The organism is Aeromonas sp. QDB03, from assembly GCF_027707985.1.
In the GTDB taxonomy this organism is placed as follows: domain Bacteria; phylum Pseudomonadota; class Gammaproteobacteria; order Enterobacterales; family Aeromonadaceae; genus Aeromonas; species Aeromonas hydrophila.
The window spans coordinates 214,658-239,516 of record NZ_JAPCJG010000001.1 but is presented as its reverse complement, the minus strand read 5'-3'; the positions used below and the strand labels follow the sequence as shown (position 1 = coordinate 239,516).

Annotated in this window: 18 protein-coding genes; 11 read left to right on the top strand and 7 right to left on the bottom strand. The window is 62.2% G+C overall.

Features of this window, described 5'->3' with window-relative positions; genetic code table 11:
- Positions 1-2: 2 nt before the first annotated feature.
- From PG900_RS01125 to PG900_RS01100, 6 genes are all read left to right on the top strand, one after another.
- Entirely contained in the window at positions 3-2,984 is a 2,982-nt protein-coding gene (locus PG900_RS01125) for a YncE family protein (RefSeq protein ID WP_270830748.1), read from the top strand.
- Positions 2,984-3,802, top strand: coding sequence for an FTR1 family iron permease (locus tag PG900_RS01120; RefSeq protein WP_076360940.1), 819 nt, complete (start codon positions 2,984-2,986; stop codon positions 3,800-3,802). Before PG900_RS01125 ends, PG900_RS01120 begins: the two co-directional genes overlap by 1 nt.
- A 95-nt stretch (positions 3,803-3,897) precedes the next feature.
- Entirely contained in the window at positions 3,898-5,322 is a 1,425-nt protein-coding gene (locus PG900_RS01115; protein WP_270830747.1) for an FAD-dependent oxidoreductase, read from the top strand.
- A 131-nt stretch (positions 5,323-5,453) separates the two neighbouring features.
- Positions 5,454-6,014 (top strand): hypothetical protein, encoded by a 561-nt coding sequence (locus PG900_RS01110; protein WP_270830746.1) that lies wholly within the window; start codon positions 5,454-5,456, stop codon positions 6,012-6,014.
- A 106-nt stretch (positions 6,015-6,120) separates the two neighbouring features.
- Positions 6,121-7,404: a hypothetical protein gene (locus tag PG900_RS01105; protein WP_270830999.1), complete on the top strand. Its 1,284-nt coding sequence runs from the start codon at positions 6,121-6,123 to the stop codon at positions 7,402-7,404.
- Positions 7,405-7,455: 51 nt separating this feature from the next.
- Positions 7,456-8,643, top strand: coding sequence for a Bcr/CflA family multidrug efflux MFS transporter (locus PG900_RS01100; RefSeq protein WP_016351032.1), 1,188 nt, complete (start codon positions 7,456-7,458; stop codon positions 8,641-8,643).
- A 131-nt stretch (positions 8,644-8,774) separates the two neighbouring features.
- On the opposite strand, the gene PG900_RS01095 is transcribed toward PG900_RS01100, so the two are convergent.
- Positions 8,775-9,242, bottom strand: a complete 468-nt coding sequence (locus tag PG900_RS01095) for a DUF4357 domain-containing protein (RefSeq protein WP_016351033.1) — start codon at positions 9,240-9,242, stop codon at positions 8,775-8,777.
- Positions 9,243-9,439: 197 nt separating this feature from the next.
- Between PG900_RS01095 and PG900_RS01090 the strand changes: the two genes are divergently transcribed.
- The 5 genes from PG900_RS01090 (at position 9,440) to PG900_RS01070 (ending at position 16,253) form a co-directional block, all read left to right on the top strand.
- Complete coding sequence (locus PG900_RS01090; RefSeq protein ID WP_139389854.1) at positions 9,440-10,120, top strand: ABC transporter ATP-binding protein; 681 nt, start codon at positions 9,440-9,442, stop codon at positions 10,118-10,120.
- Positions 10,121-10,141: 21 nt separating this feature from the next.
- A complete protein-coding gene (locus PG900_RS01085; protein WP_270830745.1) occupies positions 10,142-12,577 on the top strand; it encodes an FtsX-like permease family protein in 2,436 nt (811 codons plus the stop codon).
- Positions 12,574-13,641 (top strand): lipocalin-like domain-containing protein, encoded by a 1,068-nt coding sequence (locus tag PG900_RS01080; RefSeq protein ID WP_270830744.1) that lies wholly within the window; start codon positions 12,574-12,576, stop codon positions 13,639-13,641. Before PG900_RS01085 ends, PG900_RS01080 begins: the two co-directional genes overlap by 4 nt.
- A gap of 277 nt (positions 13,642-13,918) precedes the next feature.
- Complete coding sequence (locus tag PG900_RS01075; RefSeq protein WP_270830742.1) at positions 13,919-14,941, top strand: hypothetical protein; 1,023 nt, start codon at positions 13,919-13,921, stop codon at positions 14,939-14,941.
- Positions 14,934-16,253 carry a hypothetical protein gene (locus PG900_RS01070; RefSeq protein ID WP_270830741.1) on the top strand — a complete coding sequence of 440 codons (1,320 nt, stop codon included), beginning with the start codon at positions 14,934-14,936 and terminating at the stop codon, positions 16,251-16,253. Before PG900_RS01075 ends, PG900_RS01070 begins: the two co-directional genes overlap by 8 nt.
- 491 nt (positions 16,254-16,744) lie before the next feature.
- Here PG900_RS01070 and PG900_RS01065 read toward each other — a convergent pair whose 3' ends face one another.
- From PG900_RS01065 to PG900_RS01040, 6 genes are all read right to left on the bottom strand, one after another.
- Positions 16,745-17,299 carry a hypothetical protein gene (locus PG900_RS01065; RefSeq protein WP_270830740.1) on the bottom strand — a complete coding sequence of 185 codons (555 nt, stop codon included), beginning with the start codon at positions 17,297-17,299 and terminating at the stop codon, positions 16,745-16,747.
- A gap of 136 nt (positions 17,300-17,435) precedes the next feature.
- On the bottom strand, positions 17,436-20,228 hold the full coding sequence (locus PG900_RS01060; protein ID WP_270830739.1) for an FAD-binding and (Fe-S)-binding domain-containing protein: 2,793 nt from the start codon (positions 20,226-20,228) through the stop codon (positions 17,436-17,438).
- Entirely contained in the window at positions 20,228-20,872 is a 645-nt protein-coding gene (locus PG900_RS01055; protein WP_270830738.1) for a LutC/YkgG family protein, read from the bottom strand. Before PG900_RS01055 ends, PG900_RS01060 begins: the two co-directional genes overlap by 1 nt.
- A 1-nt stretch (position 20,873) precedes the next feature.
- Positions 20,874-22,310 carry a LutB/LldF family L-lactate oxidation iron-sulfur protein gene (locus PG900_RS01050; RefSeq protein WP_118881041.1) on the bottom strand — a complete coding sequence of 479 codons (1,437 nt, stop codon included), beginning with the start codon at positions 22,308-22,310 and terminating at the stop codon, positions 20,874-20,876.
- On the bottom strand, positions 22,303-23,094 hold the full coding sequence (locus PG900_RS01045; protein ID WP_118881040.1) for a (Fe-S)-binding protein: 792 nt from the start codon (positions 23,092-23,094) through the stop codon (positions 22,303-22,305). Before PG900_RS01045 ends, PG900_RS01050 begins: the two co-directional genes overlap by 8 nt.
- Positions 23,095-23,107: 13 nt before the next feature.
- Positions 23,108-24,805 (bottom strand): L-lactate permease, encoded by a 1,698-nt coding sequence (locus PG900_RS01040; protein WP_118881039.1) that lies wholly within the window; start codon positions 24,803-24,805, stop codon positions 23,108-23,110.
- Between the last annotated feature and the right edge of the window lie 54 nt (positions 24,806-24,859).

Here is a 24,859-nt window from a genome sequence, read left to right as displayed (position 1 = left end):
TTATGTTGAAGTTGTTGTTATCCCTGATGTTGACCGCCCTACTGCTGGGGACCGCCTCGGCCCAGGAGATGGGCGCCGCCATGATTGCCTATGACGAGGGGAACGCTCCGCGCCTGGTCACCGCCAACCAGAGCGCCGGCTCGGTCACCCTGCTTGAGCGCGATAGCGGCAAGCGACTCAAAGAAGTGCAGCTGGGGGGCGATCTGCGCCAGCTGGCCCGCGCCGATGACGGCACCCTGCTGGTGAGCGATTATCGCGGCGATCGCCTGCTGCTGCTGGATGATGATCTCACCCTGGACAAGGCGATCCCCACCGGCCATCGTCCCTACGGGGTCATCTTCGATCCCAAGCGGCGCTGGTTCTGGGTCACTCTGTTCGAGGCTGGCCGCCTGCAAGCCTATGACACGGCGGGCAAGCTGCAGCTGGATGTGGCCACTGCCGAGACCCCGCGTGGACTGGCCTTGACCGACGACGATCGCCTGCTGCTCACCCACGCCATGACCGGCCAGCTTGCCATCTATGATCTCGCCAAGCTTGAGAAGGACGCGAAGAGTGCTGTCCTGCCCAAGCCCAGACTCATCACCCTGGCCGAGACCCACAGCGACACCCCAAGCGACTCGCAGGGCTTGCCGCGCCTGCTGGACGGCATCACCCTCTCCCCCGATGGCAGCGAAGCCTGGCTGCCCCACGTGCTGTGGAGTTTCGACCACCCTTTCCAGTTTCAGAGCACCGTCTTCCCGGCCGTCTCCATCATCGATCTCGATGAAGAGAAAGAGCGGGTGGACGAGCGCAAGCAGCTCTTTTTGCAGATCAACCTGCCCAGCGTCGGCAACCACAGCCAGATCGTCTCCAACCCGTTCGCGGCGCGCTTCGCCGCCGACGGCAAGCGGGTCTATCTGATCCTGGCGGGCTCGGAAGATCTGCTGGTGTTCGACCTGTCGCGCAGCGGCAAGCAGAACAGCAACCGTCACCGCCGCAAGAAGTTTCAGGGGGGCGCCAAGGCGACCCAGCTCCTTCGCCACCTGCCGGGCCAGAATCCGCGCGATCTGCTGATCGATGGCGACCACATCCTGGTGCACAACGTCATGGGGCAGGATCTCACCCGTCTCAACACCGGCGGCAGTGGCCCGTTTGCCCGAGTCACCGTCGATCTGCCCCACTTCGCCAAACTGGTAGAGACGGATCCGCGCCCCGAACCGCTCAAACGCGGCGAGCGGCTGTTCCATCTTGGTAACACACTCGGCAACAACGGCGCCAACAGCCGCTTCCCCATGGCGGGGGACAACTGGATGAGCTGCAACTCCTGCCATCTGGATGGGTTCAACTTCACCAACCGCTATCTGATGGCGGCCCACCGCCAGCAGAGCGGCGACAATGCCATCAACGGCCACGCCAACCTCGCCAACATGGTGGCAGGGGACTTTATCGGCGAATACCTGCGCATGACCCAGCAGACCCAGGGTGGCATGGGCCATGACACCCGCGATGGCGCCGAGCCGGTTGACCCCGCCAAGCCCCAACCCGAGGTGAAGGCGATGATGGAGGATCTGCACGCCTTCGTCACCGCCGATGGCAACCTCCCCTATCTTGCCAACTGGCTCAGGCTCGATGCCCCGCGCACGGATCCCGCCAAGGCGCCGACCACTCATCCCAGGGAGTGGCTCAACTCCGCCTCCTGCCAGAACTGCCACCAACAGGCGTTCCAGGACTGGAGCGAGAGCAACCACCGGCTGATGGGCAACTCCCACCCCTACTACAAGGTGGTGCAGGCGCTGGCCCGCGAAACCGAGGGGGAAGCCTTCGGCCAGTGGTGCCAGGGCTGCCACATGCCCCAGCAGGTGATGAACGGCCAGCAGGATCTGCCCAAGGGCTCCCACATGTTTGAGCGCGGCGGCGCCTCGCTGATCGCGGCCCACCAGAAAGGCGAGCCCGTGGTGGAAGAAGGCACCGGCTGCGTGCTCTGCCATCGCATCACCCGGCTCGAGGATGCCGGCGGCAACAGTGCCTTTACCGTGAATCTGAAAGACCGCGAGAGCTATGTGTTCGAGGATGCCGCCGGTGGCAGCCTCCAGCATTGGCTGGCCGAGCGGCAGATCAACGCCCGCCCCGCCATGCACAAGGCCTCTTACCAGAAGGATTTCTACCAGGATGCGGCCCTGTGCAAGTCCTGCCACAACGAGTTTGCCCCGGGCACAGGCGCCAACATCGTCAACACCTGGGACGAGTGGGAGAAATCCAGCTTCGCCAATGCCGAGGATCCCGCCAGGCGGCGCACCTGTATCGACTGCCATATGAACCCGGAGCCGGGCAACGGCGGCGCGCCGGTGGCCGGCCAGTCCACCGAAAACGGCACCGTGAAAGAACGGCTCTATCGCCACAACTTCACCGGCGCCCAGCATCAGCTGGTGGGGCTGAGAAGTGCAACGCTCGAGCAGGAGAGCCTGGCGCTGCTGCGCTCAAGCGCTACCCTCTCGGCCCGTATCGAACAGGCTGCCGCGAGCCCGCAGCTGGTGGTGCGGGTCGCCAATACCGGCACCGGCCACGCCCTGCCCACCGGGGTCGCCGATTTCCGTGAACTCTGGCTCGAGCTGACCGTCACCGATGCCAGCGGCAAGCGGGTGCTTGCCAGCGGCCAGCCGGTGGATGGCGCTGTCCCTGAAGATGCGCGGCTGTTCAGAAAAGTGTTCGGCGATGCCGAGGGCAAGCCGGTGGGGCTCAAGTTCTGGCGCTACGCCAAGCTCTTGGAAGACACCCGCATCCCGGCCGATGGCTGGCGCGATGAAGCCTGGCCGCTGCCGGCGGATGCCAGGGGGCCCTTCAAGGCCGATATCAAACTCAATTTCCGCACCTACCCCAAGTGGGTCAATGATGCGGTGCGCGCCGCCGAGCCGAGCTTGCCGGAGCCACCCATAGTGCTACTCAATCGGCTGCAACTCACCCTGCAGCCCCTCCCCGTCACGCCCGCTACGGAGCCTCAAACCTGATGTTTGCAAGTTTTCTCATTACCCTGCGCGAGGGGCTGGAAGCCTTCCTGCTGGTCGGCATCTGCCTCTCCTACCTCGCCAAGCTGGGGGCGAGCCGCTACAACAAGTTCGTCTATCTGGGGGTGGGGCTGGGTCTTATCGCCTCCCTCGTCGTCGCCTTCCTGTTCCAGGTGGTGGTGAGCCAGTTCGAGAGCGAGCGCTACAACCATTTGCTGATGGCGGGGATCCTGATTTTCGCCACCCTGGTGCTCACCTACATGGCGGTCTGGATGCAGAAGCAGGCCAAATCCCAGGTGGGGGCCATGACGGCGCGCATCGATGCCGCCATCGACGGCGGCAACCTGTTTGGTCTGGTGCTGCTCGCCTTCCTGGCGGTGATGCGCGAAGGCTTTGAAACCGTGCTGTTCTTCTCGGCCCTGGTCTACTCCGGACAAGGGGTGGATCTGCACGAGGGGCTGATGGGGGCGCTGGGCGGCCTGCTGCTGTCGGTGGTACTGGTGTGGGGGCTGCTGCGCTCCACCCGCAAGGTGGCGCTGGCCCCCTTCTTCCGCTGGACCGGCCTGCTCATCATCATCATCGCCGCCGGGCTGCTGTCGTCCGCCGTCAACATGCTGCAGGCGGCCGGGCTCATCACCTTCTGGACGACGCCTGTCTTCAACATCAGTCACATTCTCGACGATCAGGGGGTATTTGGTACCTTCCTGCGTGCCCTGTTTGGCTACAATGCCTCACCAGCCGGCCTGCAGTTGCTGACCTGGGCCAGCTACCTGGTTATCTTCGTCACCGTCTGGCATCGCAACTATCGTCCCCAGCGCTGATCGCCCAGCGCGGCGCAGCAGCCGATGACAAGGCGGCTCAGCGGGGCCGCCTTTTCCACTTCTTCTCTTTTGGTCAGCGTTTCGGATAAAGAGTCATGAGCGACAACAACACACAACACATTGCGGTACTGGGCGCCGGCCCTGCCGGTCTGATGGCCGCCTGGCGCCTGCGCCAGGCCGGTTTTGCAGTCACCCTGTTCGAGCAGGAGAGCGTGGTGGGCGGCATGTGCGCCACCCAGACCTTCAAGGGGCGCGACGGTGAGTATCGCTTCGACTACGGCGGCCACCGCTTCATCACCAAGAACCCCGAGCTGCTCGCCTTTATCGACGACCTGATGGGGGACGATCTGCTCCACGCGGAGCGCAAGAGCGTGATCCGCTTTGGCGGACGTACCTATGACTACCCCTTGAACCTGCCCAACCTGCTCAAGACGGCGCCGCTCGCCCTGATGGCCGGGGCGGTGAAGGATCTGCTGCTATTGCCCTTTGCCAAGAAGCCCACCGATTTTGCCAAGGCGAGCTTTGCCGAGTGGATCCAGAGCCACTTTGGTCGCACCCTCTACCGCCAGTTCTTCGAGGGCTACACCGGCAAGCTGTGGGGCATCAACCCGGACAAGCTCTCCGCCGACTGGGCCGGCCAGCGCATCAGCCTGATCGATCTCAAAGACGTGGCGCGCCGCCTGCTGCCAAGACGCAACGGCAGCATTTCGGTGCGCACCTATGCCCGCAAATACCGCTACCCCAAGTACGGCTTCGGCCAGATTTTCACCACCCTGGGGGAGCGGCTGGTTGCCGAAGGGGTTGAGCTGAAAACCGGCGCCACCATCACCCGCCTCGAGCAGTCTGATGGCCGAATTGAACGGGTTTATTGGTCACAAGATAACTTGGAGCAGAGCGAGCGATTTGATCAGGTGATCTCCACCCTGCCACTGCCGCTCACCTGCCAGCATCTGGGCTTGCCGTGCGATCTGCACTACCGGTCGCTTCGCTTCGTCAACATGCCGCTCAAACAGGAGAATTTGTCGGACAACACCTGGCAGTACCTCTCCGACCCCCATATTCTGGCGACCCGCTTGCAGGAGCCGCGCCGGCGCAGCCCCTTTATGGCGCCAATGGGGCAAACATCCGTGATGCTGGAGATCCCCTGCAACCCGGGGGATGCTACCTGGCAGGCACCGCTCGCTGATCTGCGCGGTCGGGTCACCGCCGATCTCGCCAGCCTCGGTGTCGATACCGCCAAGCTTGGCGATGAGACCTTCGAGGCTCGCAGCGAATACGCCTATCCGCTGATGGATCTCGGCTATCAGGCCCGCCGCAACGACGCCATCAAGGCGCTGATGCCCATCAACAACCTCATCATGACCGGCCGTCAGGGGACATTCCGCTACATCTTCACCGACACCGCCATGGAGATGGGGATGATGGCTGCCGACATGGTGATCGACGGGGTGGACAGACGTCACGCCATCTTCAATCATCGCAACGAAAACACCGTGATCGAAACCCAGAGCGTGGCCTGATGGCCCCTGAATGTGGTGAACGAAGGAGGTGGACAGACGCCGCAACACCTTCAATCATCGCAACGAAAACACCGTGATCGAGACCCAGAGCGTGGCCTGACCGCGCCATTGGCATAAGTGAGGAGAACAGGATGACCATCCGCCCGGGTTTACTCGCCCTCCCCCTGCTGCTGACCCTCTGCGGGCAGGCGCAGGCTTACTCCTACGCCGCCGCCGGCAAGGAGCCGCTGATCGATGCCCGCGAGGCACTGCTGGGCGCAGCCACTGACGGCAAGGATGCCAGCCCTACCTTGAGCGACATCGCCGAGGAGCTGACCTATCTGGAACAGCACCACAAGGTCGAGCTGCAAGCACCGCTGGCCGCCGCCATCAAGGCCAAAGACGCCGCAGCTACCGCCGCCCTGCTCAACCGGGCCTACAAGGCGGAGATCGAGCGCCGCCTCGAGGGGGCCAGCCAGAACCTTGGCGACTACCAGACCGCCAAGGTGCTGGTGGTCAAGAGCAAGCGCTTCTTGGATTTGATCCTCCCCTCCCTCGATGAAGGGGATCGCAAGGCCGCCGAGCAGGCGCTGGCCAAGGTGCTGGATGCCATCGGCAACCCTGGGGTGTTCGGGGTGGGCGCCAAGCCCGCCGATGCCGCTGCCTTCGCCGAGGCGGAAAAAGCACTGATGGCCGTGCTGGCGCCGCTTTGATGGCCTCTCATTGATGCCGACGGCCCCCCTCATCCCCGACCCTTCTCCCGCAAGGGGAGAAGGGGGGCGTCACCACGGCCGATTACGCTTCGCCAATCGACCCTACTTGCTTGCCCTGCTGCAACTAGCCTGGCTCGGCTGGCTGCTGACCTTCCCGGTGGCACTCGATTCTGACGATGCCCTCAATTTCGCCCATGGGGTGACGCGCTTTAGCGTGCTGGAGTTCTCCCCCCACTTTCCGGGCTACCCCGCCTTTATCTGGCTGGCACGGCTGATCAATCTGCTACTGGACGATCCCGCCCGTGCGGTGCAGTGGGCAAGCCTCTTGGGTAGCAGTTTGCTGGCGCCGCTCGCCGCCTCCCTCGCGGTGAGATTGTGGCAACGGCCAAGCCTGCTGGCGCCGGTCTGGCTGCTGGTGCTGGCCCTGCCGCTCACCCCGACCCTGGCGCTTTCCGGCCTCTCGGACGGGGCGGCGCTGGCCGCCTGGCTCGGCGCGCTCCTGGCTTTGCAACAGCGCAAGATAGCGCTGGCGGGTCTGCTGCTGGGCCTTATGCTGGCGCTGCGCCCCTCCTACTTCGTGCTGGCCCTGCTGCCCCTTTGGCTGGGGATGGCGCAGCAGGGAACGCGCGTCAGGTTTGTGCTCCCCATCGTGCTGGTGGGGCTAGCCTGCCTGCTGTTTGTCTGGCAGGCCGATGGCTGGGCCTATTTCAGCGAGGGGCGCCGCTTCACCGACGGTCACTTTACCCTGTGGGGCAACACGGCGGCGGCCCACGGCGATCGGCTGCTGAGCTGGGCCCGTACCTTCCACGAGCAGCTGACCCCGCTCTGGCCCCTGTTGATGGTAGCCTTGCTGGTACTGCCACTCTGGCAACGCTCAAAGGATCACAATCCAGCCCCCTCCGTGCTCTGGACCCTCTACTGGTTCGTCCTGCTGCAGTGGACCCTGTTTGGCCAGAACCCGGACAATCCCCGCCATCTGGCGCCCGTCACCCTGCTCGGCCTGGTGCTGCTGGCAGGCTGGCTGCCGCGCCGGGGCGAGCTGCCAGCCATGCTGGGAGCCCTGTTGCTGCTGCTCTGCACCCTCACCCCGCCGGCGGCGCCAGCCATGACCCGGGCCGCCAGGCTGGCCGAGCAGGCGTGCCCGGCGCTGGTGACCCAGTGGGGAGTGCGGCTGCTGCGCGAAACCACGGCCCTGCCCGTCACCGACGGCTGGTATCAGGGGGATGCCCACCTCGCATTGGCGCAAGGGGCCTGCCGGCTCAGCCGGCGTCCCCTCGGCCCGGAGGATCTGCCTGCCAGCGGCCAACGGGTCTGGTTTGCCCCCCGCTTTCACGCCGAGCCCGGCCTTTGGCTCGGCATACAGGATCACCCCCGTCACCAAAACTGGTAGACTGGATGTTTGTCACTCCCTGACTTCGCACTCATCAAGACTGGATAGCCTATGCCCCACGCCCCCCTCTCCCCCCGTTTTCTGTTCATCCTGCTCGGCGCGCTGGCGGGCCTGACCCCGCTCGCGGTCGACATGTACCTGCCCGCCATTCCGGCCATCGCCCGGGATCTGGCCACCAGCATCGACGGCGCCCAGCTCACCATCAGCGCCTTTCTGGGTGGCTTTGCCATCGGCCAGCTGTTCTACGGCCCGCTCGCCGACAGCTATGGCCGCAAGCCGGTGATCCTGGCGGGACTGGTGATGTTTGCCATCGCCTCGGTGGGCTGTGCCATGGCAGACTCCCTGCCCGAGCTGCTGGCGTATCGGATGTTGCAGGCAGCTGGCGGGGCGGCCGGCTCGGTGGTGGTCAATGCGCTGCTGCGCGACCTGTTCGAGAAGGAGGCCTTCTCCCGCGCCATGTCGTTCGTGATCTTGGTGATGACGCTCGCCCCTCTTGTCGCGCCAGTGGTGGGCGGCTACATCAGCGCCCACAGCGACTGGCGGGTGATCTTCTGGCTGCTGGTGGGTATCAGCCTGCTCATCTGCCTGATGATGCAGTGGAAAATTCAAGAGACCCTGAAGCCCGAGCACAAGCAGCCCCTCAACCTCGGCCAGATCCTGAAGAACTACTGGGGCGTGCTCTCCCATCGCGGCGCCATGGGCTACGTGCTGTGCGGCTCGCTTTCGAGCTCCGGCATGTTCGCCTTCCTGAGCGCCTCCCCCTACGTCTACATCGAGTACTTCAAGGTACCGACCGAGCACTATGGCTGGCTGTTTGGCCTCAATATCCTGCTGATGATGGTGGTCACCTTCGTCAACAGCCGGCTGGTGAAGGGGGTGGGCGCCGAGCGGATGCTGCAATACGGTCTGCTGGTGCTGCCCTGTGCCGGCGCCCTGCTCATCTACAACGCCTGGAGCCAGACCGGCGGCCTGTGGGGCATCGTCATTCCGGTGGTGCTGTTTGTCGGCCACATCAGCCTGGTGGGGGCCAACGCCATGACCGGCCTGATGGGCCACTTCCCGCAATCGGCAGGCACAGCCTCGGCGCTGGCTGGCACCTTGCGCTTTGGCATCGGCGCCGTGGTGGGGATCCTGGTCAACCTCAATCCCCCCGAATCGCCGCTGCCGATGGCCATCGCCATCGCCGGCTGCGGGTTCGGCTCGACCCTGAGCTACTGGCTGCTGACCGGCAAAAAATAAGCCCAGACCATCAATAAGTAACAAGCAACAAGCAACAAACAACAAGGCCGCCCACCTGCATCGCAGGGGGCGGCCTTGTGTTATCTGCACCTTGTCAACGCGTCCTCTGCCCCGAGGGATGAGGGCTCAGCCTACTTCTTGCCAAACCCCGAGCGCTTGAGGGTGTAGCCGGCGCTGTTTTGCCAGGCGTCCAGCCCGCTGCGGTTGTTGCCCGCCACCAGGCTGGCGGCCAGGCTCGGGCTGTTGAACAGCTGATCGGCAGTAAAGACGAAGCCCCCTTCGCTGCGCGGGGCCAGGATCCCCTTGCCCAGCAGCTCCTGGCGCAGTTCGATCACCGCCTCGCGTAAGGAAGCCGCATCCTCGCCGTTGGCGGTGGAGCCTGCCAGCACCATGAAGCCGGGGTTCTGCCGCTTGCCCACCGGATAACCGTGCGCCTCGGCCCCCTTGCCGTTGAAGTGGTAGAGCTCGCGCTCGCCCGGCTTGTTGTCGGAGAGCGCCTTTTGCAGGGTCATCAGCTCGTTGTAAATCTCGATGGGGACCACGGCAGCCTGCTTGTTGCCCTTGCTGTCGATGATAAAACTGACTTGCTTGTGTAACATCCTTGCGCATCCTGTGACCCATGGAGGCCCCTATTCTAACCACCACTGGCGAGCGGGATCCAGCCAGGATCCTCACCTCTTTTGCAGCCTTGATCACTAACTGGCACTCTCGCGCAAAGGCAAAGCCGCGTGATCATTAGGCAGGGGAGCAACGTACATGGCATGATGAAAGCCATTGACCATCAACCGGTTATCCCATGCTGACCCTGCGTAACCTCGGCAAGAGCTTCGATAATGGCAGCGAACGGCTGCCGCTGTTTCACCACCTTGATCTGACCCTGGCGGCCGGCGAGATCACCCTGCTGCTGGGGCAGAGCGGCTGCGGCAAGTCGACTCTGCTCAACCTCATCGCCGGCCTCCTCCCCCCGGATGAGGGGGAGATCTGGCTGGGGGAGACCCGCCTTGACAACCAGTCGGCGGACGAGCGGGCCCGCCTGCGCGGCCGCCACTTCGGCATCGTCTATCAGGACTTCAACCTGCTGCCGACCCTGACCGTGGCCGAGAACCTCGCCCTGCCCCTTGCCATCAACCAGCTTGCCCGCGATGAGACACGCATTGACGGCCTGCTGGAGCGCCTCGATCTGGCCCACAAGCGCCACGCCTGGCCGGAGCAGCTCTCCGGCGGCCAGCGCCAGCGGGTAGCGCTGGCCCGTGCCCTCATTCATCAGCCCCAGTGGCTGCTCGCCGACGAGCCCACCGGCAGTCTCGATGAACACAACGCCGAGCAGGTGATGGCGCTGATGATGACAGCGGTGCGGGGCACCGGCGCCGGCCTCTTGCTGGTGAGCCACAACCCCGCCTATGGCGCCCTGGCGGATCGGGTGCTGCGCCTTGAAGGGGGCCAATTGGTCGAGCTCAAGGGGCGCCGCCATGACTGACGCCCGCCACGGAGGGCAGTGATGTTGCCGCTGCCGCTCAAGGCGCTGCTGCGCCTCTATCGCGCCCACCCCTGGCTGCTGCTGATGAGCCTGGTCGGGCTCACCCTGGGGGTCTCTTTGGTGGTGGCCATCGAGCTCTTGAACCACAGCGCCCGCACCAACTTCGTCGCCGCCCGCAGCCAGCTGGCGGGGGAAGCGAACTACCGGCTGGCGCCGGACGGCGGGCTGGACGAGCAGCTCTATGTGACGCTGGTGCGCAGCCAGCCTAACCTCGACGCCATGCCCCAGCTGCACGGCTGGCTGCAAGATGAGCAGGGGCGCAGTTTTCAGCTGCTGGGGATGGATCTGTTCAACCCCGGCCCCTTGCGCCGGCTGTTTGGCGCCGCGCCGGACAAAGAGCCCACCTTCTCCCTCACCCGCGCCGACAGCGTCTGGCTGGCCGCCCCCGAAGCGAGCCGCCTTGGCTGGCAAACAGGCCAGAGCCGGCACTTCGTGCTGGGTGGCGGTGAAGGGGCGCCGCCCCGCCCGCTGACCCTCACCCTGGCCGGCACCTTCGAGCCCGGTGCCGTGCCCATGGAGCGGCTGCTGGTGACCGACATCGGCCTCGCCCAGCCGATGCTTGGCAAGGAAGGGCGGCTCGATCGCATCGTCTTCAAGCTCAGCGAGCATGAGGCCACGGCCTTGCAGGCGGCCCTGCAATCCTATGCCCCCCATCAGCCCCTGTGGCTTGAGCCCATCAGCCCGGCGCTCGATGCCAGCCAGCTCGGCGATGCGCTGGCCCTCAACCTCACGGCACTCTCCCTGCTTGCCATGGCGGTGGGATTGTTTTTGGTGTTCAACGCCCAGCGCTTCGTGCAGAGCGTACGCCGCCCCCAGCTGGCCCAGCTCATCATCCTCGGCATGCCGCCACGCCGGCTGCTGCGCTGGCTGACCCTGGAGATCCTGATCCTCGCCAGCATCGGCACCCTGCTCGGGCTGCTGCTGGGGAGCCTCCTGGCCCTCGCCCTGATGGGGCAGCTCACCCAGGCGCTGGCCGATCTCTATGGCCCCAACCCCATCGATCTGCTACGCCTCTCCCCCGCCAGCCTTGGCAAGGCGCTGGTGATCGGCCTGCTGGGCACGCTCGCCGCCAACCTGCCCGGCTGGTGGCAACTGCTGCGCCAATCCCCCCTTGAGCTGCGAGAGGGCAACAGTCGCCCGCCGGCCCATCCCTGGCAACGTCGGGGGCTCGCCATCGTCATCTTGCTGCTCTGTGCGCTTTGTCTGTGGCGGCCAGAAACCGGGCTGGGCGGCGCCCTCTTCGTGGCCGGTGGCTGGCTGCTGGCCATGGCGCTCGCCCTGCCCGATGTGCTGCGCGCCGTGCTGGGCCGGCTGCGCCGACGCGAGCGCGGCCCCCTCAGCGCCCGGCTCGGGGTAGCCGAAACCCTTTATCACCTGGATCGCACCGCCATCGCGGTGATGGCGCTGCAACTGGCCATCGCCGCGGCCATCGGCATCGGCGTCATGGTGTCGAGCTTTCGCTCGAGCGTGGAGATCTGGCTCGGCCAGCGCCTGGCCGCCGATCTCTACGTCACCGCCCCCAAGGGGGTGGCCGGCAGCAAGGGCGCCCTGAGCGAGCAGACCCTCGACACCATCCTCGCCCAGCCAGATGTGCGCGCCGCCTCGCGCCGCTCGGTGCACCCAGCCCGCTGGCAGGGGCAGCCCATCGAGTGGGCGCAGATGGACTTTATTCCCGAGCTTAGAGCCGCCTATCCGCTGCTAGCCGGACGCTGGCCCGCCACCCCCGCTGAGGTGCTGGCGAGCGAACCGCTGACGGTGCGCCTCGGGGTCAAGGTGGGGCAGCGCCTCGAGGTGAGCGGCGAGCAGGGGCCACGCACGTTCACCGTCACCGGCGTCTATCAGGATTACGGCAGCGACAAGGGGCAGATACTGCACGCCTTCGAAGGGGGCAAGGTGCAATCCCTGGCCCTCTTCAGCCCGCACGTTGATCGCCTCGCCGATCGCCTGCGGGCCCAGTTTGGCGAGCGGGTGAACCTGTTGCCCGCCCCCGCCATCCACGCCGCCGCCCTCAGGGTGTTCGACCAGACCTTCGTGGTGACCGAACTATTGAAGTTGCTGATCCTGGGGATCGCGTTCGTCGGCATCGGCTCGGCCTTCATGGTACTGGGGCTGGCCCGGCGCGGCGAGTTGCAGACCCTGCAAAGTCTTGGATTGAGCCCGCGCCACTGCCGCCGGCTGCTGGTGTGGCAAGGGGCGGGATTGGGGCTGCTCACCGCGCTGCTGGCCCTGCCGGTGGGCTATGGCCTTGCCTGGGTGCTGATTGAGGTGGTCAACCCTCGTGCCTTCGGCTGGCGGCTGACCTTCGAGGCCGCCCCCCTGCACGCCGTCACGGCGCTCCTGCTCGCCCCCGTCTGTGGTGCGCTCGCCTCCTGGTACGCTGCAAGGAGAGTGGTATGAAAACATTCAACATCTGGTCGCTGGCGCTGATCTGCACCCTGTATGGCGCCGGGATCAGTGCCAACGATCTGGGCGCCATCCTTGGCGGCGGCAACGATCACTTCAAAAAGGCCCTGCCGGGTCAGTCCATCCGCCTGCCCGCGGATCACGCTGCCCACCCCGACTACCGCTCCGAGTGGTGGTATCTCACCGGCAACCTGAAAGACGAGCAAGGGCGCGGCTACGGCATGCAGTGGACCCTGTTTCGCCAAGGCATTGAACAGGAGATCACCTCGGAGAACCCCTGGCTCACCCCTCAACTCTGGTTGGCCCAGTTCGCCATCACCGATGTGAGCAAAGGCAGCCACCAGCAGGACGAGCGCACCAGCCGCCAGGGGCCAGGGCTCGCCGGTGCCAGCGGCGGTCAGTATTGGCTGAAAGAGTGGGTCTTGGCCTCTCATGGAGAGACGCTTTTTCCCGCCACCCTCAAGGTGCAGAGCAAGGCGGGGGATCTTGATGTGAAGGTGAGCGCCGCCAAGCCCGCGGTACTGCAAGGTAAAGCGGGTTTCAGCGAGAAGAGCCCGGGCAACGCCTCCTTCTACTACTCCTACCCGCGCCTGACCATCAGCGGCACCCTGACCCTGGATGGCGAGACCCGCCACGTCAGCGGTGAGGGGTGGTTTGATCACGAGTGGAGCAGCTCGGTATTGGCCCAGTGGCAATCGGGCTGGGACTGGTTTTCGCTGCAGTTTGAAGATGGCCGCGAGCTGATGCTGTTTCGCCTGCGCACCAAGGCAGGACGCTCTGAACCGGAGAACCGCTACGGCATCCTGATTGAACGAGACGGCAGCAGCCGGGTGCTGAACCCTGCGCAGATCCGCCTCACCCCCGGCAAAACCTGGCGCGGCCCCAAGGGGCAAGCCTACCCCATCGAGTGGCAGCTTAAGGCCGGGGATCTCAACCTCCGCATTCAGGCTCGACAGCCCAATCAGGCCATGACGGGACGCTTTGACTACTGGGAGGGAGCTGTCTTAGTCTCTGGAGACGCAAAAGGCGTTGGCTATCTGGAGATGACGGGGTATTGATCACCCAACCTCATACAGAAACGCATAAATCTGACCGCCGTCAAAAAAAAAAAAATTATTTCCGCACATTAGAGTGTTTTTCACTCAACAGATAAACCTATTCTTGGTATCGTCCTCAAGTGGTCCCTTTCACAATATAGGTGTGCTCTTGACTGATTCAAATCCGCAACTATTGAATGTTAAATGTAAGGGGCAAGTACCCTGTAAAGCGGCTCTCTTACTTACCAATCTAGTCAAATTTAATACATTATCCATGTCGTAAATACGGAACTCTTACATGCCTGAGAATATTACTTTTAGGACACAATTGATTGGTGGCGTAACTGAGTTCTGCCAAGAAAGTCAATTGCACTTCCTAAACAACGCTCTTCATTTGGTTGAATTGATAGTAATGCTGGCCCATTATAGAGAAGAAGGTGTAAGCTTATTTCCAAAGGTATATCTGACCAATAGCAAGCATCTTTTAACAGCTATGTTACCAGAAGGTGAAATCCTTAAAATAGGTACATCTAGACTGGATGTAACAGGTATAAATAGCGCGGTTAAAAAATGTGCTCCTTTGGCCACCAATGGCTGGCTTATATATATTGAGGCTTCCGAGCATTCTTTAGAGTATGGAGTTTTCAAGGGTTCAGGAAATCCCATCTCCGTATTGGTTGATGATGTACTGATGACAGAAAGTGAGGGATTTATTGTCGTTAAGGCATCACAAGTCGCTGGTGATTGCGTTGAAATTCGCTCAAATCGTGGAGGTCTACACTTTATATTTCTAAATCATAGAAAAGAAAATAGCCCTCCACCACTTCAATATCTCGGTCAATTAATACGCGCCATTACTGAAAAAACACCTGAAGAGTACAAAGAACCAACAGTTAGTTTTCTAAATCGCCTATTTTTAAATGCACTAAGAGAATCACATGGTTGTATTATTGCCGTCACTAACATGTCCAAACCTCCAAGGTTCTTATCTGATGATGGTGTCATACTTGATACTCCAATAGATTTCACAAATCTTGTTTTTCGCTTAAAAAAAGGAATGATTCAAGCAAGCGACTTAGAAAGTAAAGGACATTTACTTAAAGGTATGTTGAATTCAGATGGAATAATACTTTTTGATAATCGAGGTAGATTGCTCGGGTACAATTGTTTTGTAAAAGTCAATAATAAAGATAGTATAATCGGTGGTGCCAGAAAACGTGCTTTCGCAAGTTTGAAAGGGAAATTAGGGCGGGGCCTATCAGCAACATTTATACAGTCGCAAGATGGCTGGACTGATTTTGAGGGTACAAACAATGAATAATATCGTACTTTGGCAGCCTGATAGTGGCGAATTAATACCTGCATCAGCAAAAACACCATCAGACATTTCAAATTATGCAGCACAACTCAGCATAAGAGATAAAAGACAAATAATATCCGCATTCGAAGCTGGTCATTTCGAAATGGGAATAAACTATCTTTGGGGGAAAACTACTACTGCATTAAAAAAAGAACTATCCGCTGTTGGTATTGGGCTACTTGGAGAGATGTTAGGAAAAGCAGATGTCGATGAAGATGACGACATTGAAGATATAATAACAACGAAAGAATCTATCACCCTAGCGGAAGAGCTAGGGATAGTATCATCCACAGATGCTATGAGGCTCAAGCATACTCATGAGTTAATAACTCATTTCTCTCGCCTTGAAATTGAAGAAAGTAATTTCGAAGAGATTGATGAGTCTGAGGCAATTGCTTCACTTAAAGCATGCATAAAGGCAGTGTTAGGTAGGCCTAAAGTAGAAGTTTCCAAAAAATTCGTTGAATTCAGAGAGGCATTAGAAGGTGAATCGTTAGTTGAAAGTGATCCTCGCGTCGATATGCTAAGAAGCTCTCCTTACTTTTTCAACAAATTAACCGTTAGCGTATTAATGAACGCAGCAAAAAAGAATACTGGAGCTAATCTAGAGCATGCTCTTGCAAATATTAATGTTCTAATTCCTGCTATATGGACAAAGCTACGAGAGTCCGAAAAATGGCAAGTTGGTCATGCGTATGCTGAAGCATTTTCGGATGGAAAAACAACTTCCGTTGGTGGTCTAAAGAGTGCTTTATTGAAGGTGAAAGGGTTTGACTATGTCCCGGAAAATCTGAGAAGCGATACTTTTATAAAAGCAGCAGAGGCAATTTTCAAAGCTCATGACGGTTTGAATAATTTTTATAATGAACCTGCTACTGTGAAAAATTTAGCAAAACTTGGTAGCACTATACCTACGCCTGCGCTGCCAACCTGTTTTAGTGCACTCTTGTGTGTGATTCTTGGCAATAGCTATGGCGTCTCATGGGCCGCAGCGTCGGAAGCCAATTCAATTTTGAAAAACTTATCCACTGACCGATGGGCCTATTATATAAATAATGTTCTTCCTAGCGACATAAGGATTCTGGGTAAATTAAGAGTAACTAAACCGTTGAATCAGTGGATGCGCATTGTTGATGAATACAAACTAGATTCGTTAGAAATTAAGAATGTAACTGTGTCCCATCTATTGAAATCGTCTGCAGAAAAAAAAGAATCAAAGATTAACTCCGTTATAGGGAAGTTATTCGAAGAATATTACGGAAAAAACAAATGACATACTACTCTTGCTTATTTCAGAGTCCAGCACTCAGTTTTTCAAGCTGAATATTGTTAATTGTACTGACCTAGTAATCACCTAACACCGGCCTTAAGCCGGTGTTTTGTTAAAAAATATTTAGCTTACTTCTATTTCCAGTGCAAAACAGAAGAGCAGGAGCGATTAGCTCAGCGTGATTAGATCTACTACAAAAACTTCAATATTCTGCCCTACTCCATCAAATGGATGGAGTTTTGACCTCTGCCTAGATAAAAAAATGCCAACAACTGCCGATCAAAGTGATCCGTCTACTCCACATTGCAGACATGGCTGCAGTTTTTTATGATCTCGAGCTAGCTGTAAGAATCGCAGGCCACCTGCTCGCGCATCAGGACAATAAAGATAGAGACGAAACTCTTGGGCCCCCGCCTTCTTGAGCCACCGCACCCTAATCTCCCTGCTGGCGCCATAAATTGAAAGGCAAGGTAAATGCACCGGCATAACGCTTACTACTCCCTTTCGCTCTCTGCCTTGATGGCGCCCAGTATCCGGCGCCGGATCAGGCCGCTGACGGGGCGGATCAGATAGCAGTAAGGTGCGAATTTGAGGCGGCAGGCCAGATCCGGGCAGAACACCCTTGTCTGGGTGGTCAACCGGGTGGTGCCGTTTGGCTGGCGGCTGGCCGAAAACCCCAGGGCGAGCTTGGCAACGCCTGGCGCCGCAAAGTCCAGATACGCCTGACTGTCCGCTATGGTCACCAGACCAAAGTCCGGCCGCCAAAACCGGCCGACAAGGCCGTAGAGCAGCGTGTTGTCGTCATGGCTGTCGAGCTGCACGAATCTGTCCAAGCCAAAGGGAGGCGGGCTGGCGCTCTGTTGGCGACCGAGAAGATGCCCAAGGCGCATCGGCACTTCCCGCAAGCCGATCAGGTGGCGAAAGGCCGGATCCGCTTCCGGTCGATAGTTGGACGCTGCCTGGATGACGGTGCGCGGGTCGGCGGCAATGTCGCGAGCGTGCTCTTCACAGAAGTGATAGGCAGGCAGATAGTGGTTCAGCGACGTCATCAATCCTTCCTTGCCATCGTTCGTATCAGCATCGGCCCCTTTCATAGCACGTAGCACCAGACAAGTCCCGTTTTTAAGCCACCTTGTTCACCCCATTGAAAACGGCAGGATAGTTATCCTGCCGTTTTTTGTTTCCCTATTTCGCCGCCTGATCCACCAGATAGAGGATGCTGTGATAGGGAATGCCGGCGTGCTGGCTGAGCCCCATTTCGCAAGTGCGGCTGTTGCTGAATCCCTGACGGCAATCCCTGGGCACCTGAGCGGGCAGGCTGGCGAGGGCGGCGGCGTTGAGCTCCGGGGTCATCAACCCTTTGTCACCGGCAAAGCCGCAGCACTGGATATGCTCTGGCACGATCACCTCGCGGGCACAGGCGCGGGCCACCGCCTGCATCTTATCCCCCAGCCCCATGCGCCGGCTGCTGCAGGTGATATGGAGCATCACAGTCTCATCGAGGGGGGTCAGCTCAAGGTATGGCAGCAGGTGTTCCAGCACAAAAGCGGAGGGTTCGAACACCCGAAGCCCCTTGCCGAGCGCCCCCGAGAGCAGTCGCTGCACACAGGGGCTGGTGTCGAGCAGCACGGGCCAGCGGCCCTGCTCGCTTGCCTGCCACAGGGCCTCGGCCAGCTCACTGCGCTTGGCTTCCGCTACCTCGCTCATCCCCTTGCTGTCATAGGGCATGCCGCAGCAGAGCCCCTCGATACCTTGCGGCACTATCACCCGGCAGCCCGCCTTCTTGAGCAGGGACTGCACCACATCCGGCAGTGAAGGGGCATCCTCCTGCTGGCCGAACACCCGGCTGGCGCACGACGGCAGATAGACCACAGCGCGCTCGCTGGAGCCGCGATGGTTCCCCTCCCCTTGCGGCCACCGGTAGCGGCTCGGCCCCGGCAGGGTCGGCAGCCAGGCAGGCGTGCGCTGGCCGCTCAGATGGCAAACCCCGTTCACCAATCCTGCCAGCGCCTTGTCTCCTAACACCTTGCCGGCAATCCCTTTGAGGCCCAGCGCGCCGCGCGCCGTGCGGGTAACGCCGGCGAAGTGATCGGCGCTCCAGCGGGCGATGGGTACGAAGCGCCGGTATTTGTCTGTGCGCAGCTTCTTGATAAGCGTTCCGGTGTTGATACCGACCGGGCAGCGATCGGCGCAGAGTCCGGTCGCGGCGCATGTGTCGATGCCCTGATAGTCAAACAGCCGGGCCAGCTGGTTGGAGGGCTCATCGGCACGATTGCGGCGGGCCAGTTCGCGGTAGAGCACGATGCGCTGACGCGGCGAGAGCGACAGGGTGCGCGAGGGGCAGACCGCTTCGCAAAAGCCGCACTCGATGCACGGATCGACGATGGCATCGCTCGCCGGCATGGGCTTGAGGTGGGCCAGGTGGGCCTTGGGGTCGTCGTTGATGATGACGCCGGGATTGAGCAGGTTATCGGGGTCCAGCAGCGCCTTGATGCGCCGCATCAGCGCCATCCCCTCCGGCCCCCATTCCAGCTCCACATAGGGGGCCATGTTGCGGCCGGTGCCGTGCTCGGCCTTCAGCGACCCGCCAAAGCGCACGGCGACCAGCTCGGCCACCGCATCCATAAAGGCGCCGTAGCGGGCCACCTGCGCCGGATCATCGAACCCCTGGGTAAAGACGAAGTGCAGGTTCCCCTCCAGCGCGTGGCCAAAGATGATGGCTTCAGCGTATTCAAAGCGATCGAACAGTTGCTGCAGCCCAGCTACCCCTTCGGCCAGACGCTCGATGGGAAAAGCGACATCCTCGATGATGACGGTGGTGCCTGTGGTGCGCACCGCCCCCACCGCCGGGAAGAGCCCCTTGCGAATGGCCCAGAGCCCGGCGCTATCGGTAGTAAAGGGCACAGAGGCGACCTGGGCGAACTCGGCGGCCATGGCCGTCACCTGCTCGCAGCGATCGACCAGCTCCTCTTTCGATTCCCCATGCACCTCGACAAGCAAGGCGCAGGCAGCCAGGTCCAGCGCCTTGATAAAGTCCGGCAGGCCGGGCTTGCCCGCCACCGAGCGCAGGGATCGCCCATCCATCAGCTCCACCGCCGCCACAGGCGCGCTTTTCAGGCGCGAGGTGGCCAGACAGGCCTGCTCGGCATCCCGAAACACCAGCAGGGCCGAGGCCTTGTGGGGGTATTCGGGCACGGTATCGAGCACCACCTCGGCGATAAAGCCGAGGGTCCCCTCCGAGCCAATCATCAGGTGGGTGAGGATATCGATAGGGTCCTCATGGTCGAGCAGGGCATTGATGGCGTAGCCTGTGGTGTTCTTGAGCCGGTACTTGTGGCGAATCTTGGCGGCAAGCTCGGCGTTCGCCAGCACCTCGGCGCGCAGGGCGGCGAGCACCGTGAGCAGCTCCGGGCGTTTGGCCGCAAAGGCAGCGCGGCTTTGCGGATCGCGGCTGTCCAGCACAGTGCCATCGGCCAGCAGCAAGGTCATGGCATGCAGGGTGTGATAGCTGTTGTGGGCGGTGCCGCAGCACATGCCGCTCGCGTTGTTGGCGGCGATGCCGCCAAGCTTGCAGGCGTTGATGGAGGCGGGATCCGGCCCAATCTTGCGGCCCAGAGGCGCCAGATAGCGGTTGGCATCGGCGCCGATCACCCCGGGTTGCAGGGCAATGCGCGCGCCCTCGTCCAGAATGCGGTGGCCGCGCCAGCTGTCGGTCAGGGTGATGAGCACCGAATCGCTCAGGGCCTGGCCCGAGAGGCTGGTGCCGGCGGCGCGAAAGGTGCACGGCAGGTTCAATTCGCGGCACACCGCCAGCACAAAGCGCACTTCATCGAGGGAGTCGAGGCGCACGATGCGCTCTGGCACCAGCCGGTAGAAACTGGCGTCCGTGCCATGGGCCAGCCGAAGATCCGGGTCGCTCACCAGCCGCTCGCGCGGGATACGCTCAAGCACGGCGGCGTCAAATTGGTTCCAACCCATCAGCAATCCTCCACCAGCACTACCAAGAGGCGGCTCGGGCCATGGGCGCCGTAGGCCAGGGTCTGCTGGATGTCGGCGGTCTTGGAGGGGCCGGAGACCAGCAGCAGGTTGGTGGGCATGGCCTGCTGCCAGCGCCCGCCCGCCACCAGCCCCGCCAGGTTGTCGGCGATGGTGGAGGCCGCCAGCAGGGCGATATGGCAGGGGGGCACCAAGGATAAGGTGCGCGGCTCGCCGCCATCGGGTAGCAACACCAGGGTGCCGGTGTCGGCGATGGCCCCCGCGCAGTGGGTGATGCCCGCCTGACAGGCATCGAACAACTCGTCCTTCCAGCTCGCGAACTCGCCAGAGGGGGTCAACACAGAGCACCCGGCGCAGGCGGCCGCGACCGCCGCCTGCCAACGGCCGCCCTGACCACAGGCCAGACTCGTCACGCTTTCTTCATCCAGCCAGGCGCTCAGCTCCCTGGCAAGGGTCGCCTCCTTGACGGTGAGGATCTCGGCATGGCTGGCGCTGATCCCGGCTACAAAGCGCTCGCGCCGTGCCTGTTCATCCTCCCCGCGCCAGGGCTGCCAGCCATGGGGAGCATGGGCAATGGGGGTGGCGGCGCCGCGCAGGCGACTTAATATGGCCTCTTTGCTCGACATCTCAGGACTCCTTCTTCTTCTGGCGCAGCAGGGCGTGCAGGCTCTGGGGGGCGGGTTTGGGGGCCTCGCGGCACTGGGTCCAGGGGCCCAGGTGTTTGGGCATCAGCCCCCGCAGGCGACCGGCCACACCGGTCGCGGCGTGATAGAGGCGCGGGTGGGTGGCGGCAAAGGCAAAGCCCTGCATGGCAAGCGTCTCGAGCCGGCTCTTGGCCGCCCCCTGCCCCGCCAGCGGCGCGTGGCCAGGCATAGCGTCGTGTTTGGCCTCCCGGCGCAGGCGCTGCAACAGGTCGGGAATGGGGATGCGCACCGGGCACACCTCGCCGCAGGCGCCGCACAGACTCGATGCGGTCACCAGATCCTGGGTACTTTCCAGCCCCAGCAGATGGGGGGAGATGATTTTGCCGATGGGCCCCGGGTAGATGGTGCCGTAGGCGTGGCCGCCGATGCGGGTGTAGACCGGGCAGTGGTTCATGCAGGCGCCGCAGCGGATGCACTGCAGGGTCTTGCGCAGCTCCTCGTCCCGGTAAGCCTGGCTGCGGCCGTTGTCGAGCAGCACCAGGTGCACCTCGTCCGGGCCGTCCAGCTCCCCTGCTCGGCGCGGGCCGCTGATGACGTTGAAGTAGGTGGTGATGGCCTGGCCGGTAGCCGAGCGGGTCAGGGCGCTGTAAAGCGGCGGCACGTCGGATAAGAACTCCACCACCTTCTCGATGCCGGTGATGGCCACGTGCACTTTCGGCACCGTGGTGCACATGCGCCCGTTGCCCTCGTTCTCGACCAGACACAGGCTGCCGGTCTCCGCCACCGCGAAGTTGACGCCGGAGAGCCCAATGCCGGCGCGGCGAAACTCTTCACGCAGGGCCCGCCGCCCGGTCTGGATCAGGGCGTCCACGTCGGTGGTGGGGGTGAAATCCGCCAGATTGCCGGCAAAGGTGTCGCTCACCTCCTGCTTGTTCTTGTGGATGGCGGGCATGATGATGTGGGACGGGGTATCGCCGTCGAGCTGGACGATAAACTCCCCCATGTCGCTCTCAAGGCAATGGATGCCGTGGCGCGCCATCTCGTGATTGAAGCCCACCTCCTCGCTCACCATGGACTTGCCCTTGACGATGCTGCTCACCCCATGTTGCTGGGCGATGCCGAGGATGATGGCATTGGCCTCCGCCGGCGTCTGGGCCCAGTGCACCCGGATGCCGTTGCGCTCGCAGTTGGCTTCGAGCTGCACCAAAAGATCGGGCAGGCGCGAGAGGCAGCGCTGGCGGATCTGCTCCGCCGCATCGCGCACCGATTCTTCTTCGGCCGGGTCTGCGAAAGCATCCCGCCGCTTGCCACGCAGGTAATCCATGGCGCCGCGAAAGTTCTGGCGCAACACCGGGTCGGCCAGGGCCGCCTCGGCCTGGGGATGAAAGCGGCGCGGCGAATACTTGGCGTGCTCACTCATGATGGGCCTCCTGTTTTGGCTCTTGTAAGCACTGAACCACCGGCTCGCTGTGGGCGAGCAGGAAGCTGGCCAGGTGCATGGCGGGCAGTATCTTGCCCTGATAGGCCAGGGATCCCTTGATGTTCAAGAGACACCCCCAGTCGGCGCTCACCAGGGTGTCAGCGCCGGTGGCCAGCAGGTGGCGGGTCTTGTCCTCCACCATGGCCTGGCTGATGTGGGGATGGCGCACCGAGAAGGTGCCACCAAAGCCGCAGCACTCGCTCTCGTAGGCCTGCTCATGCAAGGTGACCCCATCGAGCTGGCCCAGCAGAGCGCGGGCCCGGCTGTGTACCTGCATCTCGCGCCGGGCCGAGCAGGAGGTGTGCATGACGATGCTTGCCCTCCCCACCCCGTGCCAGCGCACCCGGCAGACCTGGGCCAGAAACTCGGTGAGCTCGAACACCCGCTCGCAAAACGCCACCACCTCGGAGCTCTCGGGGAAGAGTCGGCGGTAGTGGTGGTGCATCATGCCGCCGCAGGAGCCCGACAGCACCACCACCGGCCAGGGCTCGGGGAAGAGCGCCATCTGGCTTTGCGCCACCTGGCGCGCCTCCTCTTCATGGCCCGAGGTGTAGGCCGGCTGCCCGCAGCAGGTCTGTTTCTCGACAAAGTGCACCCTTATCCCTTCCCGCTCGAGCAGGGCGATGGCATCGAGCCCCGCCACCGGGTCGAACAGGTCCACCAGACAGGTGGCGTAGAGATAGACATCGGCCGGCTTGGCCGGATAGACCCGAATTACCTTCATCACTTGCTCTCCTTTACTTCAACTGCAGCAGGACGTCCGAGATGTGGAAGCTGTACATGAGCGCCAGCCCGATAAGGCCGGTGGCCAGCAGGTAGTAGAGGGTCGGCAGCGCCGTCTTGCGCAGCGTCGCCCCCTCACGACCGAGCAGCCCCACGGTGGCCGACGCCGCCACCACGTTGTGAATGGCAATCATGTTGCCGGCGGCCGCACCCACCGCCTGCAGCGCCAGCATGGCGGCGGTGGAGACCCCCAGGGTCTGCGCCACTTCAAACTGGAACTGGCTGAACATCATGTTCGACACCGTGTTGGAGCCGGCGATAAAGGCCCCCAGCGCGCCGATAGTGGCGCTGAGCGCCGGGAAGAACTCCCCCACCAGCCCGGCGGCAAAATTCGCGGTGGTCACCGGCATGCTGGCGAGATCCGCCCCGTTGACGCCGGAGTTGATGAAGATGCGCACCATGGGCACGGTGAAGATCAGCACGAAGCCGGCGCCGATCAGGGTGCGGCTGGACTCCCCCAGCGCCCGCCCGAAGGGAGCGAGGGAGCGCGATTGCAGCAAGGTGGCGAGCAGGGAGCAGAGCACCAGCAGGCCCCCCGGCAGGTAGAGCGGCTCAATGGAGGCGCTGACCCCCTTCTCCCCCAGGAGGTCGGTGAAGGCGAGGCTCACCGACAGGAGGCTGGCCTTGAACTCCGGGCTAACCCGGCTGGCCACCAGCAAGAGGGCCAGCGCCACATAGGGGAGCCAGGCCAGCAGCAGCGACATGGGGCGGGCGGCGGCCTCTTTGAGATCGAGCTTGAGGGAGCCGAGCCACTCGGCGGGCCACTCCTGCTCGGGGGCGAAATCCCAGCTGGCTTTCGGCACCAGAAAACCTGCTCGCGCCGCCGTCACCACCAGGGCCAGCCCCACCAGGCCGCCGATGAGGGACGGAAACTCGGGACCGAGCAGCATGCCGGTCAGGGCATAGGGCACGGTGAAGGCGAGCCCGGCGAAAATCGCGAACGGCAGGATGGCGAGCCCCTCGGTCCAGCTGCGATGACGGCCGAAGAAGCGGGTCAGCATCATCACCATCAGCACCGGCATCAGGGTGCCGACCACGGCGTGAATGAGGGCCACGTTGGTGGTCACCTGTTGCAGGTAGATGTCCCAGCTGCTGCCACCGGCGCTCAGGGTCTGGCCGATGGCCTGGCTGTCGAGCCCCTTGTTGATCCCCACCAGAATGGGGGTGCCCACCGCACCGAACGAGACCGGGGTGGACTGGATCATCATGCCGAGCAGCACCGCGGCCAGCGCCGGAAAGCCGATGGCCACCAGCAGCGGCGCGGCGATGGCGGCCGGGGTGCCAAAACCGGAGGCCCCTTCGATAAAGGCGCCGAAGCACCAGGCGATGATGATGGCCTGGATGCGCCGGTCCGGCGAGATGTTGGTAAAGCCGCCGCGAATGGCGCTGATGGCGCCGGTGTGTTTGAGGGTGTTGAGCATCAGGATGGCGCCGAACACGATCCAGAGCACGGTCACCGTGATCACCAGCCCCTGCAGGGTGGAGGCAAAGACCCGGGTCGGGCTCATCTGCCAGCCCCACAGGGCGATGAACACGGTCAACAAAAAGGCGACGGGCATGGCGCGCTTGGCGGGCCAGTTGAGGCCGACCAGCAGCACGGCGGCCACCAGGATCGGCGAGAAGGCCACCAGGGCCAGCAGGGTGTCTGTCATCATTGCGTCCTTGTCCGAGCGGTGCAGAGGCGCACCTTGTTGTTGTTTTGTTAA